This window comes from Paenarthrobacter sp. NPDC089675 (assembly GCF_044749185.1).
GTDB lineage: Bacteria > Actinomycetota > Actinomycetes > Actinomycetales > Micrococcaceae > Arthrobacter.
Map to the genome: position 1 here is coordinate 151496 of NZ_JBIVHM010000006.1, position 16099 is coordinate 167594.

The following is a 16099-nucleotide window of genomic DNA, read 5'->3' on the forward strand; positions in this document are numbered from 1 at the left end:
AGTGGCCACATGAGCCACATCTCCTCCGCACCTGCTCCTGCCATGGACACCTCCGTTACGCCCCCGGTTGCCAAACGCGTCCCCTTCCGGCGCGAACACCACGGAGACGTCTTCATTGACAACTACGAGTGGCTGCGGGACAAGGAATCCCTGGAGGTGGTTGGACACCTCAAGGCCGAGAACGCTTACCAGGAAGCAGTGACGGCGCACCAGGAGCCGCTGCGGGAGGCCATGTTCCAGGAGATCAAGGGCCGCACACAGGAGACCGACCTTTCCGTGCCCAGCCGCAAGGATGGCTGGTGGTATTACAGCCGTTCGGTGGAAGGCAAGGAGTACAGCATCCAGTGCCGCGTCAAGGCCCAGGACACCGGGGACCGGGTGGCCGACTGGACTCCCCCTTCCGTGGAGCCCGGCGTCGCCATTGCCGGAGAGGAAGTCCTCCTGGACGGCAACGTCGAGGCCCAGGGCCAGCCCTTCTTCAGCATCGGAGGCGCTGCCGTGACCATCGACGGCAACCTCTACGCCTACGCCGTGGACAACTCCGGCGACGAACGCTTCACCTTGCGCGTCAAGGACCTGCGTACCGGCGAACTCCTCCCGGACATGATCGAGAACATCTTCTACGGCGTTGCCTTCTCTCCCGATGGCACACGCCTCTTCTACACCGTGGTGGACGATTCCTGGCGGCCGTACCAGGTCAAGTCCCACGTCCTGGGCACGCCCGTCACCGAGGATGAGGTGCTGTACCAGGAGGACGACGTCGCCATGTGGCTGGGCTTCGACCTCGCCTCCGACCGCCGCCATCTGGTGCTCAGCATCGGCTGCTCGGAATTCAGCGAGACCCGGCTGCTTCGCTTCGACGACTACGAAGCCGGGCTCTCTACGGTCATTTCCCGCGACGAACACATCCTCTACGAAGCCGAGCCCTTCCTGCTCGACGGCCGCGAAACGCTTCTCCTCACCCACAACAAAGACGCCATCAACTCGATGGTGAGCCTGGTTGATCCTGAAGAACTGGCCAAGCCGCAGTCCGGGCAGAACTGGCGGACCGTCGTCGGGCATTCCGACGACGTACGCGTCAACGGCGCGGGGGTCACCTCCACGCACCTCGTGCTGTCCATCCGGAAGGACACGATCGAACGGGTCCAGGTGCTGCCGCTCGCGGGTCTGGGGACTGCTGCCCAGGCCGCGCCGGTGGAGCCGGAGTTCGACGAGGAGCTGTACACCGCAGGGGTTTCCGGCTCCGACTACGAGGCTCCCGTGATACGGATCGGCTATACGTCCTACTTCACGCCGTCGCGCGTCTACGACTTCGTGCTGCCCACCGCCGATGCTCCCGCCGGCGAGTTGCTGCTCCGCAAGGAGAGCCCGGTGCTGGGCGGCTACTCTTCCTCGGACTACGTGGCTACGCGGGAATGGGCAGTGGCCGACGACGGCACGCGGGTTCCGCTGTCCGTGCTGCGGCACGCTTCGGTCAAGCAGGACGGGACCGCGGCAGGCCTGGTGTACGGGTATGGCTCCTACGAAGTGAGCATGGATCCTGGATTCGGCGTGGCCCGTTTGTCCTTGCTGGACCGCGGAATCGTCATGGTCATCGCGCACATCCGGGGCGGTGGTGAACTCGGCCGGCACTGGTACGAGGACGGCAAGAAGCTCACCAAGAAGAACACGTTCACGGACTTCATCGCGGCCACTGACTGGCTGGCGGAGTCCGGTTGGGTTTCACCCTCCCGGATTGCTGCCATGGGCGGCTCGGCAGGTGGCCTGCTCATGGGCGCAGTCGCCAACATGGCCCCGGAGAAATACGCTGCCGTAGTGGCCCAGGTGCCGTTCGTGGATGCCCTGACCACCATCCTGGATCCCGAACTTCCGCTGTCTGCGCTGGAGTGGGAAGAGTGGGGCAACCCGATCACGGACCCGGAAGCCTACGCGTACATGAAGTCCTACACTCCGTACGAGAATGTGCGTGCCGTTGCCTACCCGAAGATCGCCGCGGTGACGTCCTTCAATGACACCCGGGTCCTCTATGTGGAGCCTGCCAAGTGGGTCCAGGCACTGCGTGCGGAATCGACGGGCTCCGAGCCGATCGTCATGAAGATCGAGATGGATGGCGGGCACGGCGGCGCCTCCGGTCGCTACGTCCAGTGGCGCGAGCGTGCGTGGGATTACGCGTTCGTGGCGGACTCCCTGGGCGCTACGGAACTCCTGCCCGGGGCGGGCCTCAAGTAGCGCTCGTGGCACTAGCGGGCGCGGAGGATTGCGTAGTAGCCGGGGATGACGTCCGGGCGGGAGGGATTGCTGAGTGGTCGGGTTTCGATGTCCGCCGAGCCCTCCTCCACCAGGTTCCAGTCCGACGCCGGGAAGGCCTTCCCCCGCTGCCTGGCGCCAAACCGTCCGGGCATCGGCAGGCCGCGGATGGCCCATTCGAGGGGCGCAGGGATGGAGTTCCGTGTTGCACCGAGGTGGGTGACGTAATCAACCGGTGTACCGGGAAAGTCGGTCTCCGCGAAGAATACAGTGCCGCGTTTTCCGACGACGGGCAGCAGGTTGGCGGCCAGGGCGGCACGGCCTTTCCTGTCCAGGACATGCAGGACGCCACGGATGAAAACGTTGGAGTCGCCCGAGAAGCCGGCCCGGCCCAGTGCCGTCGCAACAGTCCGCGAAGCGCCGGGTTCCGTCATGTCGCACACGGCGAACGACGTCGTCGGACTTCCGGCCGACTCCTGACGCGCCCGCTCCACCGCGTTCGCCGCGTAGTCCACTCCCAGCGCGTGCGGAAAGTGTCCAGCCAGAAGCCGTGTGAAACTGCCGTTGCCGCAACCGACGTCAACAATGGGAAGCGTGGCGTCCATACGGGACAGTTGGGGAAGGTAGCCCTCCAATTCGTGGCTGCTTCCGGAATCCCACAGCACGTCGCCTGAGGCACCGGTGGAACGGACACTTCCCCAGTACTGGTCCCAGGCAGTCAACGGATCCTTGGGCGCCCCGGAAGACAGCCTGATCAAGCGCGGGACCAGGAGGTACTTCTTGAAAGCGGACAGCATTCTCCCAATATAGGACGCCACAAGGCACCTACCTGCGCTTATTCCTCAACAAGCCACTCCAAGGCTTCTGTTTCGTCGGTAAAAAACCGCGTGGGACAAGGGGGTTTCATGATGCCGAGGAAGAAGTTGGCGATCACGCGGTCCACCGGGGATGAGCCCCACAGGGCAATCCGTGACGCCTGGCATGGCTTGGCAAAGACCGACCGCGCACCCCGGGTGACGTCGTCCGTGGTGGCCATGTCCACGATCATCGGATACCGGCTCGTCCCGCACAGGTCATTGACCTGGTCCATGGCACGTTGGGCGTCCGTCTCCTTGATGCGGGCGCCGCGAGGCCATGTCAGCCGAAGTATCCCGGAGTCGTCCAGGTTTAGTTGGAACGCCACTGGCTGCTGGTCTTGCGATGTCGCTGACTGGTCCACCCTGCTCCTTGGCGTTCTGCTGGGGGCACCGGCAGCATCCCCCAAACTGGCATTCCAAGCGTGTCGAATCCCCAAGCCAAAGTAAAGAGCGCGCCATCATGACCGGCGCCACCGTGCGTGCGCCGCTGGTCCGCACCTTGGGCAAGCGCTGATAAGGTGATGCCAAATCTGGTAAAACCGTGGAACAAACGTTGTAACGGAAGGGGCCCAGTGGTTGAGAACGGAGCCGGGGCGGATGACGTTACAAGCACAGCCGTGGTGGCGGATACTGACGTCGAGCGGCTGACGCTGACTTCGGCCGCCTTGGCAGCTGCCGGCTTCCGTGTGCTGACCGCTTCCAATGCGGCCTCGCTCTCGGTGAGCTTGGAACACAACAACCCCGCGATTGTGGTGCTGGAAAATTCCCTGGCCCACGGGCTCCGCAGCCCCGGTGTGCCCGTCCTGCTGCTCCTGGATGCCGGCGATTCGGTGGACCTCGAAGAAGTTGAAGCCTGGCGCGTGGTGGACTACGTCATCAACCCGGTGCGACCGGACGAACTGGTGCACCGGGTTAACACGCTCATCGGGAGGTCCCGGGAGCGCGCCCGGGCCCGCGGCCAAGTGGAAGCACTTCGGGAAAGCCTGCGCAACGTTTCGTCGGCCATCCGGGAAACCAACGATCCCCAGCTGATCGCGGACCACGTTGTCCGCGGCTTCGGGGAGGCCTTGGGCGTCGACCATGTCTGGTTCGCGACGTTCCGGGACGAGCGGGTCCCCTCCATCCGCGCCCAATGGAACCGCCCCGGAGTCTTGCAACTGCCCGCAAAACTTGGCGAAAGCGAGGGCACCATCACCGAGCTCGCCAACAGGCTGTGGTCCGAGGCCGATGTCCTGGCCGTCCTTGACCACCGGCTGGAGCCCGGGTCAAAGATCACCCAAGCCCTGCAGGAATGGTCACCTGAGCTCACCCCCGTCTCCTCCGTGATCCTGCCCGTGGGCGAAGGCGCAACTGCCTTGGGAGTGATCCTCCTGGCCACGGACCAGAGACGGCATGACTGGACTCGTCCCGAAATTTCGCTGATGCAGCACGTGGCCGGGAACGTTGCCCACGGACTGATCCAAGGGAATCTCATCAGCGCCCAGCAGAGGGTGCTGCACCAGCTGAGGCAGCTGGATAAAGCCAAGACCGACTTCCTGGCCACCGTGAACCACGAACTCCGGACTCCCCTGACCTCGATCACCGCGTACTTGGACATGATCCGCGATGGCTCCGGCGGGCCCGTCCCTGAGGGCATCAGCAAAATGCTGGACGTGATCGCCCGTAATTCGGACCGCCTGCGCCGGCTCATCGAGGACATGCTGACGGTTTCCATGCAGGACGGGAGCAACCTCGACCTCAAGCCCGTGGACATTGCCAAACTCCTGCAGGTGGTGGTGGCCACCCTGCGTCCCTTGGCAGAGTCCAGGCATGTGGCCATCTCCTACGTGGAGGCGTCCGAGGACATCGAGGTCACCGCCGACGAAGCCAAACTGGAACAGGTCTTCACGAACATCGTGGCCAACGCCATCAAGTTCACCCCGGAGGGCGGCCGGGTGGGGATTACCAGCGTGCTCTCGGCCACGGACGACGGCGGCCAGGCAGCGCTTGTCCGCGTGGCGGACACAGGGCTGGGCATCCCGGAACACGATCTCCCGCACATCTTCACCCGGTTCTACCGTGCCTCCAATGCCACGGCCGCTGCGGTGCCTGGAAGCGGGCTGGGCCTGGCCATCGCACAGGACATCATCAGCCGGCACATGGGCCGTTTGGACCTGGATTCCACCCTTGGTGCCGGGACCACGGTCTCCGTGGAGTTGCCGGTGGGCGGTCCATAGGCTGTGACAACTCTGTCAACCAGGGATTTCCAGCCTTACCCGGACAGTCACTAATCTGCGACATACAGCGAAACAAAACTGATGCCCCGGGCAGCAACCCGGGGCATCAATTTGCGTCATGGGGCCTTTGCAGGCGTCCCCCCAATTAGTTCGGCCACCAACCGATGCTGGTGGTGTTGGTCTTGGTGGTGACGCTGTTCGGCCACCAGCCGATTGCCGTGCTGTCCTGCGAAGGCTCGGCATTAGCCGGAGCAGCAAATCCTGTTACTGCCAGGACTGCTGCCATGAGCAGAGTTGCCGCAAATTTTTTCATCCGCTGTGCCCTTTCGTTCTGATGCGAATTTCTTGTCTGTGACTTGAATAAAGTCACGGGGCAAACTATACGAGCTTTTCAACAGCATTGACATGGATAATGGGCATATGCAGAGTCCACAACTAGCGTCACACGTCATCGCGGGACTCAATGCACGCGCCAAATGGAAGGAACGCGATTTCGACGAGGCCTTCCGGCTGGCCGGCGAGGCAGCGGAGCTGGCTGCGGCGGCTGAAGACGAAGACGCGTGGTGGGACATGCTCTACCTCCAAGCTGAGTGCCGCCGGGACCAAGGCCGGATCGAGGAGTATCTGCAGCTGGCCACGGAACTGAATGAACATCGACTGACGGCCACATCGCGCGAACGCGGCGTCAAGGCAGGCACGCTCGTGGCAGTGGCGCTGCAGGGACTTGGCCGCCTCCAAGAAGCCGCAACCATGGCCTCGGACTCCGCCAAGCTTGCCGCGGGCGATCCTGATCTGCTGTATGTCCAGATCCTCGCCCAGCGCGCCCTGATCGCTGCCCTCGCGGAAAGCCGGCTCCTCGACGACGCCTGGCGGGAATGCCTGGAACTGGAGAACCTCCTCACGGATGTGGACGAGGACACCGCAGGCAAGGGCTACTGGGTGATCGGAAACGTGGCATTCCTTGCCGACCGGGTAGCCGACGGCGGGCTCTACCACGACCTCGCGGCCGAGCGCCTTTCACCATCCAAGGATGTTGACCTGTGGGCCCGCTTCAATCGTGCCTCCGCCGAGATGCGCCTCCAGGCCAAGCTCAGCGATGCCGCCACGCTCCGATGCATCGAGAGGGCAGAGCTGGCCACGGACATCGTCGGCGGATCGGAACGTGACCACTTGGAGATGTCCCTGGTCCGGGCACGATGGAACTTCCTCAACCGGGACTTCCAGGAAGCCCTGGCCATCCTGGAACCGCTATGCGCCCGTTCCTCCATTCTTGCCACGCAGACCGCAGCTGAGGCCCACTTCCTCCTGGGCCGCACCCTCCTGGCCTTGGGGCGGCAGATGGATGCACAGGCCACCTTCGACGTTTCGGCAGGTTTGTTCGAGCAGGCTGCCCTCCCGGAGAGAAGCTCTGCCGTCCACGAGTATCTCCGCGATAATGTTGGGCGTACCGCAGATGACCGAGGCGGGCCGCACGGGGGGTGAGCATGTCCGAGGAGAAGGTGTCCGAAGCCGGATCGGACCCACGCCTTGCGTTGCTCCTGGACAGCATCGTCAAATTGGCCGCGGGTGACCTCGACGCCCGCATTGAGGTTTCCGAAGCACGCGATGAGATCGACGCCGTCATCATGGGCACCAACCTCCTGGCCGAGGACCTGCAGATTATCTATGCAGAACTCGAAGAACGCGTAGCGGCAAGGACCCAGCAGTTGCACGAGGCCCATCGTGAGATGCAGAAAATGGCGATGACCGATTCCCTCACAGGACTTAACAACCGTTCTGCCTTCACCGCGGCGCTCTCCGACGCCCAGGAAAGAGCACGTACCGAAGGCGGGCGCCCCGGGATTCTCCTCATGGACATGGACGGGTTCAAGGGCATCAACGACTCAATGGGCCACACAATAGGTGACAAGGTCCTGGAAGTCGTGGCCGAACGGATTACCGGCGCCGTCCGGGATGAAGACATGGTCGCGCGGATGGGTGGCGACGAATTCGCCGTCCTGCTGCGGAACGTCACTCCCGCCATCGCTTCCTCGATCGGCAACCGGGTACTTGCCGCCGTCGACCAGATCATGGAGGTCGAGGGACAGCACCTGCGCTGCGGCGCCAGCATGGGCCTCCGCATGGCCGGCCCGGACCAGAGCGCCCAAGAGCTGATGATGGAAGCGGACATCGCCATGTACGAGTCCAAAGCCGAAGGCCGTGGACGGCTCAAGGTGTTTCAGCCGGCCATGCTGCATGCCAGGCAGTTGCGCAGCCAGCTCATCAACGAACTCAAGGAAGCCATTTCCGGTGATCAGTTGGTGCTGTTCTACCAGCCCATCATCCGCTTGGACACCCGCGGAATCGAGGGCGTGGAGGCCTTGGTCCGCTGGCAGCACCCCACCCGCGGCATGATCATGCCGGACGAATTCATCCCCCTCGCGGAAGAAACGGGCATGATTTCCGATCTGGGCGGGTGGGTGCTTCGCACCGCCGTCGAGCAGTTGCAAAAGTGGCGGGTCGACCCCCTGACCGCACACCATGACTTCAACATGCGCATCAACGTGTCCGCCGCGGACCTGCAGCGCCTCGAGTTCATTGAGGACGTCCGGGATGCGCTGAACGCGGCAGGCCTCGACCCGGCGTCGCTGGTCCTGGAACTGACCGAAAGCGCCGTGATCCAAGGCAACGATCTTGACCGCTACACCCTGAAAGCCCTCGAAAGGCTCGGTGTCGGCATGGAGATCGACGACTTCGGCACGGGCTACTCCTCCATCGACTATCTGCGACGCCTGCCCGTGCACGCCGTCAAAGTGGACCGGTCACTGCTCGCCGCACTTGGCAGCGACCCCTCCCAGCCCGCGCTGCTGGCAGCCGTCCTGCAACTCATCCGTGCGTGCGGCCTCGGAGCCGTGTGGGAAGGCATCGAGACGGAGGAACAGGCCGAATACCTGCTCAGCATCGGCTGCACGAGCGGGCAGGGCTACTACTTCAGCCGCCCCCTGCCCGAGTCGCAGCTCACCGAACAACTGAAGCACCATAAGGCGTGGCCGGTGCCGGACTGAGATTTTGCCGTTGTAAAACCACGACGCCGGCCGGCCGGGTTTTGGTTGATGCGCTAGTTGGGCCGGGCGGCTTTTTCGCTCTCGCTGACGCGGCGCGCCCGCCACTCCGAATCGAGGATGGCGTAGATATCCTCGGTGGCCCACTGGCCCTTGTAATGCCAGATGTCCACCAGGGAAGCTTCCTTCCGCATCCCGATCCGCCGGCAGATACCGGCTGATCCTGTGTTGAGCGCATCGAGTTTGGCATCAACACGGTGGAACGCGAGCAGGCCAAAAGCAAGGTCGAGGACCGCTTCCGCCGCTTCCGTGGCGATGCCTTGGCCCCTCGCGTCCGGGTGCAGGATCCAGCCCACCTCCGCTTGGCCGGTACCCTCCAGCCACTTGAGCACCACCTCGCCCATGAGTCCTGGCTGATCCTGGCGTTCGATGGCAAGGCAGACCCAGTCCCCCGGCTCCTTGAACCCGAAGTTGGCATAGCGCCCCAGGACCTCCATGGACTTGGTCTTGGTCAGCTCCGGCCGCAGCAGGAACCGGGCGGTCTCCGGAAGGGACTGGTACCCGTGGAAACGCTCGAGGTCCTCGGCCTCGAAGCGCCGCAGGATGAGTCGTTCGGTGAGGATCGGAAGCTCAATATCGGGCATGCCTTCGAGGCTACAGGGTGGGCCCGGAGCAGGGTCCAATTAGGCCATGCCTACCTTGTCCGGTCTTGACAGTTGGGCCGATCTGGGATTACCTAATGAACATTCGGTAAATAAAGCTGGAGGCAATGACGCATGGTTGAAACAACCCTCTCCGGTGCTTCGCACCACATCCTGACCAACGACTACGCGTCCGAATGGATGGGCATCGAGGTCCTCAAACTCGACGACGGCCACGCCACCATCCGAATGAAGCTCCGGCAGGAAATGCTCAACGGCTTCGGCATGGCCCACGGCGGAATGATCTTCGCCTTCGGTGACACCGCGTTCGCCTTGGCCTGCAACCCGGCCAACCCCACGCCCCAGGAGGCCGCCAACATCACGGTGGCGTCCGGCGTCGACATCAACTTCATGAAGCCGGCCTTCGAAGGCCAGGTGATTACCGCCGTCGCCAACCGCCGCGCGAGCACCGGCCGCAGCGGCCTCTACGACATCCAGCTTTACGCCGCCGACGCCGCAGCTTCCCCCTCCATCGACGCGCCAGGCGAGCTCATCGCAGAGTTCCGTGGCCGCAGCCGCACCATCTCCAAGAAGTAGGAACCCATGACACAGAACACCGTCGCAGCGCCCACTGCGTCCACGTCAGATGCAGTGCTGGACCGCGAAGAGACCATGTCCCGGGACGAACTGGAAGCCCTGCAGCTCAGCCGCCTCCAGCACACGGTTGCCTACGCCTACGACCGCGTGCCGTTGTACAAACGCAAGTTCGATGAAGCCGGCGTGCATCCCGGCGACCTGCGCGAACTGGGCGATCTGGGCAAGTTCCCTTTCACCACCAAGGAAGACCTGCGGCTGGAGTACCCGTTCGGCATGTTTGCCGTCCCGCAGGATCAGGTTGCCCGGATCCACGCGAGCTCCGGCACCACCGGGCGCCCCACTGTGGTTGGCTACACCAAGAACGACCTCGCCAACTGGGCCACGTTGGTGGCCCGCTCCCTGCGCGCTTCCGGGGTCCGTCCCGGCATGAAGGTCCACAACGCCTACGGCTACGGACTGTTCACCGGCGGTCTCGGCGCCCACGCCGGCGCCGAAGCACTCGGCTGCACCGTCATCCCCATGTCCGGCGGCCAGACCGAACGGCAGATCCAGCTCATCCAGGACTTCAAGCCGGATGCCATCCTGGCCACGCCCACGTACCTCCTGACAATCGCCGATGCCATGGCACACATGGGCATCGACCCCACGTCCACGTCGCTCAAGTACGCCGTGCTGGGCGCCGAGCCGTGGACCGAGGAGATGCGACACGAGCTGGAAACCACCATGAACATCAAAGCCTGCGATATCTACGGGCTCTCCGAGGTCATGGGCCCGGGCGTCGCCGGCGAAGCCGTGGAAACCCAGGACGGTTGCCACATCTGGGAAGACCACTTCCGCCCCGAAATAATCGACCCGTTCGATCACACCCGAGTCCTGGGCGACGGCGAACCGGGCGAGCTCGTCTTCACTTCGCTGACCAAGGAAGCGCTGCCGATCATCCGGTACCGCACCAAGGACCTCACGCGCCTGCTCCCTGGTACGGCTCGCCCGGCCCACCGCCGCATGGGACGCATCACCGGCCGCAGCGACGACATGATCATCCTCCGCGGCGTGAACCTGTTCCCGTCCCAGATCGAGGAAATCGCTTTGAGGATTCCGGAGCTCAGCCCCCACTTCCAGCTGGAACTTACGCGGCCCGAAGGCAAGCGCATGGACACGCTGACGGTGCGGATCGAGCGCCGTGAGAACGTTCCGGTTGAGTCAGGCACGACGGCGGCACACGCCTTGCGCGAGCAGATCAAGATCCACGTTGGGTCCTCTTGCGTGGTTGACGTCGTTGAGCCCGGTTCGCTTGAACGATCCAACGGAAAGCTCCGCCGGATCTACGACCTTCGCCCCAAGGGCTAGTTCGCATGGGCGACGCCGCGCGTTTTGATTGACATGCGGCGTCGCTCAACCGGCCCTGCCAAGAGATCGTGAGAAAATGCCACCATGCCTACTGAGACAACAGCCAAGCGCGGACGGCCGGGTTACGACCAGCAGTCGGTGCTCCGCATCGCCGTCGAAGTCTTCAACCGCCACGGCTACGATGCAACGTCCATGGGCATCCTGGCCGAGAACCTCGGCATCTCAAAGTCGGCCATCTACCACCACGTTCCGTCAAAGGGCGACCTCCTGAAGCTGGCCCTCGACCACGCCCTGGGTGGCCTTGAAGCGATCCTGGAACAGCCCTCCGCCTTGACCGGTCCGGCCGACGCCCGCCTTGAGTTCGTGCTGCGGCAGACCATCGCAGTGCTCGTGGACCGGCTCCCCTTCGTCACGCTGCTCCTCCGGCTGCGTGGGAACACCGACATCGAGCGCGACGCCTTGGAACGCCGTCGTGCATTCGACCATAAGGTAGCGGCACTCATCTCGGCCGCCCGCGAGGACGGCTCCCTGCGCCAGGACATCGATCCCCGGACGGTGACGAGGCTCCTGTTCGGCACCATCAACTCGATCGTGGAGTGGTACAAGCCCGGCGGCTCGCTGTCCCCGGAGAAGCTCGCGGACGACGTCATCACCATGGCCTTCGACGGCCTCCACACCGCCGCCTGACGCTCTCTCGCATCCCACCCCGTCTGGCGGCGTCCCTCTCGCACATCCCACCCCGTCTGGCGCGCCCCTCTCGCACATCCCACCCCGTCTGGCGCGACCCTCTCGCACATCCCACCCCGTCTGGCGCGACCCTCTCGCACATCCCACCGCTCCACGGACCTGACAGAAATTCGTAAAGTCTTCAAAGCCACGGCGAGCGTAGGATTTTCAGCGTAGGAGGTGGCCATTATGCAACTAGCACTCAACACAGCCACAACCGTCCTGCCCGTCGATGACATGAGCCGCGCACACGCTTTCTATTCGGAAAAGCTCGGCCTGCCGCACCGAGGGACCACTCCGGACGGTAACGATTTGTTCGGCAACGACGGAGGAGCCATGCTTCAGCTGTTGCCCATCACGGATGGCGTGCACTCCAGCCATACCGCACTAAGTTTCGAGGTCCACGACATCGAGCGCTTGGTCGCTGAAATGGAAGCCAGGGGCGTCTCATTCCAGGACTACGACCAGCCGGACCTCAAGACGGAGAACCACATTTGTACCACCGAAACCGAAAAGTGTGCCTGGTTCATGGACACGGAGAACAACGTCCTCTGCATCCATGAAACCCTTGGGCAGCAGGCCGACTACCAGCTTTAAAATAAACGAGAAACGCTCTCCGCAGGGGAGAGCGTTTCTCGTATTTGGGACGGGACGTGAGCGAGCAACCACCCAAACCCGACGGGACCTGAGCGAGCAACCACCCAAACCGACGGGACCTGAGCGAGGGTTACTTCTCTACGAGGGTAAGGACATCGTAGGTGGCCACGATTTCGTCGTTCTGGTTGGTCAGCACGGCGTCCCAGGCAACCTCGCCGTATTCGTCTGTTTCGCGCGGGGTGATCTTCTTGGCGGTCAGAGTCACCCGGATGGAGTCGCCTGCGGCCACAGGTGTGATGAAACGCAGGTTCTCCAGGCCGTAGTTGGCCAGGACAGGACCCGGAGCAGGCTCCACGAACAGGCCGGCAGCCCAGCTCAGCAGCAGGTAGCCGTGCGCCACGATGCCCGGGAAGAACGGGTTGGCTTCGGCGGCTTCCTGGTTGGTGTGGGCGTAAAAGGTGTCGCCTGTGGAGTTGGCGAAGGCAGTGATGTCATCAAGGGTGACCTGGCGGAGCTCCGAGCGTACAGCGTCACCGATGCGAAGCGTGGCAAGGGACTTGCGGAACGGGTGCTCCCCCTCAGTTTCCACCGTGAAGTTCCGGTCGGCGCCGGTGTGCCACTGACCGGTGACGGCGGTGAGCATGTTCGGCGAGCCCTGGATTGCCGTGCGCTGCATGTGGTGCAGCACGGAGCGGATGCCGCCCAGTTCTTCGCCGCCGCCCGCGCGCCCCGGGCCGCCATGGACCAGGTGCGGAACCGGGGAACCGTGGCCAGTGGAGGAACGTGCGTCTTCGCGATTGAGCATGTGCACGCGGCCATGGTGGGCGGCGATGCCGGTAACCAATTCGCGGGCCACCGCGGGATCGTTAGTGCACACGGAGGCCACCAGCGAGCCGGAACCGCGGGCAGCAAGGCGCACGGCGTCGGCGAGGTCGGTGTAGCCGAGCACCGAGGAAACCGGTCCGAAGGCTTCAAGGGAATGCACTTCTTCGGCTTCCGAGTCAGCCCAGCTGAGGAGCACCGGTGCCATGAAGGCCCCGTCTTCCACCACACCTACGGCCCCTCCAACCGAGGTGACCGACGGCGATTCGAGAGATCCGTACGCAAGCTCACCGCCGGCGTCGAGCATTGACTGGACGGCCGCGCGCACGTCGGCGAGCTGCTCCAGCGAAGCGAGGGCGCCCATGGTGACGCCCTCGGCGCGAGGGTCGCCGACCACGACGCGCTCGTTGATCCGGGCTCCGATGGCGGCGGCGACATCAGACGTCAATTCGGCCGGCACGAGGACGCGGCGAATGGCTGTGCACTTCTGTCCTGCTTTGACGGTCATCTCGGTGACAACTGCCTTGATGAAAGCGTCGAACTCGGGGGTGCCGGGAACGGCGTCGGGACCGAGGATGGCTGCGTTCAGTGAGTCCGTCTCGGAGGTGAACCGGACGCCGCCCTGAACCACGTTCGCGTGAGACTTCAGCGAATTCGCCGTTGACGCCGAACCGGTGAAGGAGACGAGGTCCCGGTAGTCGAGTTCGTCCAGGAGCGTGCGGGCAGAGCCGGAGATCAGCTGGAGCGAACCCGCGGGAAGGATACCGGATTCGACGATGGCCTTGACGGCTGCTGCCGCGACGTAGCCCGTGGGGGTGGCCGGTTTGACGATTGTCGGCACCCCGGCAAGGAATGCGGGAGCGAACTTCTCCAACATGCCCCAAACCGGGAAGTTGAAGGCGTTGATCTGGACGGCAACGCCGGGAATGCGGGTGTAGATGTGCTCGCCGGCGAACGAACCGTCTTTGGACAGGATCTCCATGGGCCCGTCCACGATGACCTGCGAGTTGGGAAGCTCGCGGCGGCCCTTGGAGCCGAACGTGAAGAGGACGCCGATTCCGCCGTCGATGTCGATCATGTTGTCGATCTTGGTGGCGCCGGTCTGCGAGGAGGATGCATACAGCTCCTCGCGCCGCCCGTTGAGGTACATGGCGAGCTCTTTGAGCTTGAGTGCCCGCTGGTGGAACGTCAGCTTGCCGAGTTCCGCCTGACCGGTGGTGCGTCCGTAGTTCACGACGGCGGCCAGGTCCAGTCCGTCGGTGCTCACGTTGGCGAGGACTTCCCCGGTGCTGGCGTCCCGGACGGGAACGGATTTGGCTTCAGGCGCCGGAGTCCACCACGCATCCTGAACGTAGCTGGGGACGGTGGCTACGTCTGTAGTTTCCGGGGCGACTGCTGTTGTGGTCATCGTCGACGGGTCCTTCCAAGGCACATGAAAGCGGCTCGGTCGATGCTGGATGGGCCAACATTACTGACCGGCCGTTCGGTAATATATACCAGCGTACATGAAGGACCGCCAGAGGTCAGCCCCCTTTTTGAGTGTGCTGACCTCAGTTGGCTCCGAGCTTCACCTTCAGCAGCGAAATCTCCCGATTCGTCACGCCATTGACCGTCAGGAACCGGGAGACATCGAGCCGGCCAAGGAACTCCCGCAATGCAACCCGCCTCCGTGCGAGCAAGGCTTCAAGGTCTTCGTCGGAAAGATAGGGATCGTGGGCGTGGGGTGCGCCGTGCGTGCGGTGGCGTTCGTTGATTCCACGCGCTGCCAACTCGTAGCCACGCACGATGTCCTCGTCACCCACTCCCGCCAGCCGTTGCAGCATGATGGCAATGATTCCGCTCCGGTCACGCCCCGCCGAGCAATGGACCACTACCTTGCCCTGCGATTCGGCTATCGCCCTGAAGACCTCCGCGATCCTTTCCCCGAACAGGGTGAGGTAGTCCGCGTACTGGCTCGGTTCCTTCAAGTAGGGACCAAAGAGTGCGGCAAAGTCGCCGTGGTCCGGATCCTCAGTCGGGCAATGTACGACGTCGATCCGAGCCTTTACGTCGTCCGGCACCGCGGGGTCCGTCTCGCGTGGCCGCCTCTCGCGCGAGGCGCGGAGGTCAACGACGGTGCGGACGCCGTCGTCGTACATTTGCCGCCACCCCTCTGCGGTGACCCATTCGTGGCGGCCCATCCGGTACACATCTCCAGCGATCCGCCATGCGTTTACGGCCCCGTCCCAGTGGACGCTTTCCAGGGGCACGGCAGCCGGGTTCCCATCCATAGGACTCAGCTAAGCACATCGGTCCGCTGGTGCGGGACGTGAGCGAGGATCGCGCTCAAGCAGACGGGACGTGAGCGAGGATCGCGCTCAAGCAGACGGGACGTGAGCGAGGATCGCAGCCACGTGGGCGAGGGACGGTCACGCGCCGTACTTGGACAGCCGGTACTCCAGACCGTTCCGGACTGCCGGCCACTCGTGCTCGAGGATCGAGAAAACCACCGTGTCACGGAGCACGCCATCCTTGGTGCGCGAGTGGTTCCGGAGCACCCCGTCCTGCTTGGCCCCCAAACGCGCGATCGCCTCGCGGGACTGGTGGTTCAGCCAGTGGGTGCGGAATTCCACGGCCGGGCAGCCCAGGGTTTCAAACGCGTGCCTGAGCAAGAGCAGTTTGGAATCAGGGTTGGTTCCTGTCCCATGCGACGAGGCCGCGTTCCAGGTGGAACCGATCTCTACCCGCGGAGTGTCGGCGTCGATATTCATGTAGGTCGTCATGCCGATGAGCTTGCCCGTGCTGTTCAAGCGCGTGGCGAAGGGCAGCATGGAACCTGCCTCCTGGAGACCCAGACGGCGTTCGATCTCCGCCGCCATTCCCTTAGGCGTGGGAACGGAGGTGTACCAGAGCTTCCACAAGTCACCGTCACGGGCGGCGTCCACAAGACCGTCGTGGTGCTCGGGCGCCAGCGGCTCGAGGGTCACGAATTTGCCGGTCAGGGTGATGGGTTCGATTGAAGTCACCCG

General features: G+C 63.9%; 15 protein-coding genes. 8 read left to right on the forward strand and 7 right to left on the reverse strand.

What is annotated here, in order from left to right:
- The first annotated feature begins 9 nt into the window (after positions 1-9).
- Complete coding sequence (locus tag ACIPY2_RS14430) at positions 10-2229, forward strand: S9 family peptidase (RefSeq protein WP_400267079.1); 2220 nt, start codon at positions 10-12, stop codon at positions 2227-2229.
- An 11-nt stretch (positions 2230-2240) separates the two neighbouring features.
- On the opposite strand, the gene ACIPY2_RS14435 is transcribed toward ACIPY2_RS14430, so the two are convergent.
- Together ACIPY2_RS14435 and ACIPY2_RS14440 are read right to left on the reverse strand one after the other, a co-directional pair.
- Positions 2241-3044, reverse strand: a complete 804-nt coding sequence (locus ACIPY2_RS14435; RefSeq protein ID WP_400267080.1) for a class I SAM-dependent methyltransferase — start codon at positions 3042-3044, stop codon at positions 2241-2243.
- Between the two features lie 38 nt (positions 3045-3082).
- Positions 3083-3466 (reverse strand): STAS/SEC14 domain-containing protein, encoded by a 384-nt coding sequence (locus tag ACIPY2_RS14440; protein WP_400267081.1) that lies wholly within the window; start codon positions 3464-3466, stop codon positions 3083-3085.
- A 210-nt stretch (positions 3467-3676) separates the two neighbouring features.
- Between ACIPY2_RS14440 and ACIPY2_RS14445 the strand changes: the two genes are divergently transcribed.
- Positions 3677-5320 (forward strand): ATP-binding protein, encoded by a 1644-nt coding sequence (locus ACIPY2_RS14445; protein ID WP_400267082.1) that lies wholly within the window; start codon positions 3677-3679, stop codon positions 5318-5320.
- A gap of 145 nt (positions 5321-5465) precedes the next feature.
- Here the strand turns inward: ACIPY2_RS14445 and ACIPY2_RS14450 are convergent, their stop codons facing one another.
- Complete coding sequence (locus ACIPY2_RS14450) at positions 5466-5633, reverse strand: hypothetical protein (RefSeq protein ID WP_021473873.1); 168 nt, start codon at positions 5631-5633, stop codon at positions 5466-5468.
- A gap of 107 nt (positions 5634-5740) precedes the next feature.
- Here ACIPY2_RS14450 and ACIPY2_RS14455 point away from each other — a divergent pair, with 107 nt between their 5' ends.
- Positions 5741-6802 carry a hypothetical protein gene (locus ACIPY2_RS14455; protein ID WP_400267083.1) on the forward strand — a complete coding sequence of 354 codons (1062 nt, stop codon included), beginning with the start codon at positions 5741-5743 and terminating at the stop codon, positions 6800-6802.
- 2 nt (positions 6803-6804) lie between these two features.
- Positions 6805-8364 carry a putative bifunctional diguanylate cyclase/phosphodiesterase gene (locus ACIPY2_RS14460; RefSeq protein WP_400267084.1) on the forward strand — a complete coding sequence of 520 codons (1560 nt, stop codon included), beginning with the start codon at positions 6805-6807 and terminating at the stop codon, positions 8362-8364.
- 53 nt (positions 8365-8417) lie between these two features.
- Here ACIPY2_RS14460 and ACIPY2_RS14465 read toward each other — a convergent pair whose 3' ends face one another.
- Positions 8418-9005, reverse strand: a complete 588-nt coding sequence (locus ACIPY2_RS14465; protein ID WP_400267085.1) for a GNAT family N-acetyltransferase — start codon at positions 9003-9005, stop codon at positions 8418-8420.
- Between the two features lie 132 nt (positions 9006-9137).
- Between ACIPY2_RS14465 and ACIPY2_RS14470 the strand changes: the two genes are divergently transcribed.
- From ACIPY2_RS14470 to ACIPY2_RS14485, 4 genes are all read left to right on the forward strand, one after another.
- A complete protein-coding gene (locus ACIPY2_RS14470; RefSeq protein ID WP_400267086.1) occupies positions 9138-9599 on the forward strand; it encodes a hotdog fold thioesterase in 462 nt (153 codons plus the stop codon).
- Between the two features lie 6 nt (positions 9600-9605).
- Entirely contained in the window at positions 9606-10946 is a 1341-nt protein-coding gene (paaK, locus tag ACIPY2_RS14475; RefSeq protein ID WP_400267087.1) for a phenylacetate--CoA ligase PaaK, read from the forward strand.
- 84 nt (positions 10947-11030) lie between these two features.
- A complete protein-coding gene (locus ACIPY2_RS14480; RefSeq protein WP_400267088.1) occupies positions 11031-11633 on the forward strand; it encodes a TetR/AcrR family transcriptional regulator in 603 nt (200 codons plus the stop codon).
- 228 nt (positions 11634-11861) lie between these two features.
- Positions 11862-12269 (forward strand): VOC family protein, encoded by a 408-nt coding sequence (locus ACIPY2_RS14485; RefSeq protein ID WP_400267089.1) that lies wholly within the window; start codon positions 11862-11864, stop codon positions 12267-12269.
- A 130-nt stretch (positions 12270-12399) separates the two neighbouring features.
- Here the strand turns inward: ACIPY2_RS14485 and paaZ are convergent, their stop codons facing one another.
- The 3 genes from paaZ to ACIPY2_RS14500 all read right to left on the reverse strand — a co-directional run bounded on the left by paaZ (position 12400) and on the right by ACIPY2_RS14500 (position 16096).
- Positions 12400-14499, reverse strand: coding sequence for a phenylacetic acid degradation bifunctional protein PaaZ (gene paaZ, locus ACIPY2_RS14490; RefSeq protein WP_400267090.1), 2100 nt, complete (start codon positions 14497-14499; stop codon positions 12400-12402).
- Between the two features lie 142 nt (positions 14500-14641).
- Positions 14642-15361, reverse strand: a complete 720-nt coding sequence (locus tag ACIPY2_RS14495) for a tyrosine-protein phosphatase (protein WP_400267091.1) — start codon at positions 15359-15361, stop codon at positions 14642-14644.
- A 138-nt stretch (positions 15362-15499) separates the two neighbouring features.
- A complete protein-coding gene (locus ACIPY2_RS14500) occupies positions 15500-16096 on the reverse strand; it encodes a GNAT family N-acetyltransferase (RefSeq protein ID WP_400267092.1) in 597 nt (198 codons plus the stop codon).
- Between the last annotated feature and the right edge of the window lie 3 nt (positions 16097-16099).